The sequence below is a fragment of the Elusimicrobiota bacterium genome (genome assembly GCA_026388075.1).
In the GTDB taxonomy this organism is placed as follows: Bacteria; Elusimicrobiota; Endomicrobiia; order Endomicrobiales; family JAPLKN01; genus JAPLKN01.
The window spans coordinates 1-3,589 of record JAPLKN010000163.1 but is presented as its reverse complement, the minus strand read 5'-3'; the positions used below and the strand labels follow the sequence as shown (position 1 = coordinate 3,589).

Genomic DNA, 3,589 nt, shown 5'->3' with positions numbered 1-3,589 from the left:
GAATTCGCTTACCCCGTTAGAGAAGGCTGCCGACTCCCATCAGCAGATTGAAATCATGCCGTTAGATGGTGATGTAATGCCGCCATCTTTATTAGCGAAGCGTCCGTTGCCCGCCCGCCGGCTGGGCAGGTCTCTAACGGGGCTTACTGAAGGGTATAAATTAATTGAAACCAAAAAAATACCTTTATTTTTTCCTTCTTTTGATTCTTTGGTGAATGTGGCAGTATACAAAATTCGTTTTCAGGTCAGTCAGGAACAAATACAAAAATTCCTTTCGCAACCGGAAATAATTATTGAAAAGAAAAAAGGCAACGAAATTAGAAAAATTGACGTAAAACCTTTAATTCTTGAACTCAAAACGCAGGACGGTTTTATCAATCTTAAATTAAGATTTGGGCCGAAATATAATGTAAAATCTGAAAAAATTGTTCAATCCCTTTGCAGTTTAGATGAAAATAGTGCTAAAATATTGCCTGTAACAAGGACGGGCTTTCTTATTGAAAAAAAAGACGGCACGGTCTTGGAACCGTAAAAAGTAACAAGGGTCAAGTAGCAAAGATCCAAAAGACAGTGGTAAGTTGTAAGTGATAAGGATTAAGTTTTCTCAAGACAGTGATAAGTAGTAAGTGATAAGAATTAAGTTTGAAATCAAAAAAGGATTTAACTTATAACTTACCACTTACACCTTACAACTGAAGTTACTACCACTTATCCCTTACCCCTGAAGTTAGAGAGGAAATATATGAAAAGAGAAATTATTGTAAACCGGTCTGAGAATGAAACGAGGGTTGCGATACTTGAAGATTCCGAACTTACGGACTTATTTATAGAGCGGACAGAATCGGAAAAAATAGTCGGGAATATTTATAAGGGCAAGGTTGAAGCTATCTTGCCCGGTCTTCAAAGCTCGTTTATTGATGCGGGGCTTGTAAAGAATGTTTACCTTTCAGGAGACGATGTGCTGAGCGCCGGGCACGAAAGAAAGATTGAGAAAATGCTTTCCCGCGGAAAAGAAATACTCGTACAGATTGATAAGGAGCCTATAGGAACTAAAGGTGCAAAGGGAAATATGAATATATCTCTTCCCGGGCGCCTTTTGGTTTTTATGCCTTTTGAAAAACATATCGGTATATCAAAAAACATAGAATCTAAGGAAGAAACAGACCGGCTAAAAAAAATGGTTCAAGAAATTAAGGGGGATCAGCCGGGCGGTTTTATTGTCAGGACGGAGGCGGAGGATGCCAGCGAAAAAGAAATAAAAAGGGAAATGAAATATCTTCAGAGACTCTGGGTTTCTATCAGCCAAAGAGCCGAAAAAGCAAAAGTCCCTTCTTTAATTCATCGCGATCTGGGAATAGTTTTTCAGACAGTTAGAGATTATTTCAATGAAGAAATAGATATTTTACTTATTGATTCGCAGAAAGAGTATGACGAGGTTGTTGATTTTGTAAAAATTGTTTCCCCGGAACTTCTGGATAAGGTGCAAAAGCATCAGGGGAAAATAAACATATTCAAAGCTTACGGCATAGAAGATCAGATAAAAAAACTTTCATCCAGCTATGTAAATCTTCCTTCAGGCGGATATATTATAATTCAGGAGGCGGAATCGCTTTGCGCGATAGATGTAAATACCGGGCGCTTTAAGGGCAAAAAATCGCAGGAAGAAACTGTTACAACCACTAACGTTGAAGCGGCACAAGAAATTGCAAGGCAAATTAGGCTAAGAAACATAGGCGGGATTATTGTTATTGATTTTATTGATATGAAAAGTGCACGAAACCGCCAAAGAGTCTTGGATATTTTAAAAAATTCAGTAAAAGGGGACAAAGCAAAAATAAAAATTTGGCCGATCACAAAACTTGGCCTGATTGAGATGACCAGAGAAAGAAGGAGAGAATCGTTATTTGCCCTTTTGGGGGAAAAGTGTCCGACCTGCAATGGTTTGGGAGTGGTTCTTTCAAAAGAGTCTTTGTTTATTAATATTTCAAACGAGCTTAAACATTTAAAAGTTGAAAGACACGCGGGTAAGGTTAGAATAAGGCTTTCGCCTGAAGTCGCGCCTTATTTTAGAGAAAGGCTTCAACGGCTCAAAAAAATTGTAGGTTCAGAAATAGATATACAGTCTTCACACGATATTGCCTGGGAAGATTACCAGATAATAATTGAATGAGCCGTATTTTGAACTCCTTTTAACACAAATAAAACTTTTATCTTAAAACTGCGATTTTACCGCTTTTCTGTTTTGAATCCCCGCTTCTTAACACATAAATATAAACACCGCTGGCAACCTTTTCACCGCTATTATTTGTGGCATTCCACTCGGCGCACTTTTCAGTGCCGAGCGTTTTTATTTCACTTTGTTCGGAGAGGGTTTTAACAAGTTCTCCGGCAACGTTAAAAATTGTTATTTTTACATCCGTCATATTAAGAGGGATCCTTCCGAATTTCATTATAGGATCTTTTGCGGCATATAGCGGATTAGGATATACTATGATTTCCGAAGTATCCTGAGCCTGGGTAGCCAGTAAAATCCCAAAAATTGAAAAATGATTTACTTGAGCAGAAACTATCTTTTTTGCCGTATCAACAATAGAATTGTGCAATATCACCCATTTCGTTTTATCCTGATCCAAATAACATAATTTTAGGTTCTTTACCTGGATATTTGTTCCGTCAATAAAACCGCTATTATTAGAATCCGGATAAGGTATTGAAATCCTTACATAGTTTTCAAAGTTACTGATGTTTTGTCCCGTGCTGGCTGATGTTGCGGCGAAATATCTTATAAGATTGAAGTTGCCGATAGGAAATACAATGCCGTTGATTGCGCTGGAGTTATTTGCTTTTAAAATGTCATAGCTGTTAGAGTTGAGCTCGCCCATATATATAAAAAGCTTTTCTGAGGTCAAACCCGCCGGAAAATCCAGCCTTGTGCCGTCAAGAAGTTCAATGCTTCCGCCTTCCTGTCCGATACAAAAATTTGATTGCGAAAATATCAAAGACCGAAAAGCATTTATGCGCCTTTTAGCCATATTGTTACTAAAACCGATCCAATCAGCTTTTTCTTTGATATTTTGTTTAACTTCTAACGGCGAGAGATTGGGATATTTAGAAAGAATAAGTCCTGCAAGGCCTGCAACAAAGGGGCAGGAACTTGAAGTCCCGCTTTTTGATCCATAAGTATTGTTCGGACATGTTGAATATATGTCTACCCCTGGAGCAAAAACATCTATCCAATCCCCATAGTTAGAAAAAATTGCCTTTGTATCCTTGTTGTCTGTAGCACCCACGGATATTACTAAAGGGTTAGCCGCGGGATAATAAGCTTGAGAACTATTGTTGTTTCCGGCCGCAAAAACCATTATAACCCCTCTATCATTTGCATATTTTATCGCATCGTTTAAAAGGTTAGAATTGTTAGCGCTTCCCCAGCTTGCGCTAATTATCTTTGCGCCGTTATCTACAGCATAAAGTATTGCCCGCGCGCAAGTTTCCGCATTTGTATAATTTGAATTATTGGGAAAAACTTTTATCGGCATAAGCTTTGCGTTCCAGCAAACTCCGGCTATTCCTATACCGTTGTCAGCTT

3 protein-coding genes are annotated in these 3,589 nt (G+C 38.4%); 2 read left to right on the top strand and 1 reads right to left on the bottom strand.

All coding sequences use genetic code 11. From position 1 onward, the window contains the following. The coding region (locus NT145_09015; GenBank protein ID MCX5782814.1) for a DUF2344 domain-containing protein at positions 1–532 on the top strand (532 nt) is incomplete at its 5' end. Positions 533–742: 210 nt separating this feature from the next. Next, positions 743–2,170 carry an Rne/Rng family ribonuclease gene (locus NT145_09010; GenBank protein MCX5782813.1) on the top strand — a complete coding sequence of 476 codons (1,428 nt, stop codon included), beginning with the start codon at positions 743–745 and terminating at the stop codon, positions 2,168–2,170. Positions 2,171–2,207: 37 nt separating this feature from the next. Here the strand turns inward: NT145_09010 and NT145_09005 are convergent. Continuing rightward, positions 2,208–3,589: S8 family serine peptidase (locus NT145_09005; GenBank protein MCX5782812.1), on the bottom strand; the 1,382-nt coding region annotated here is incomplete at its 5' end.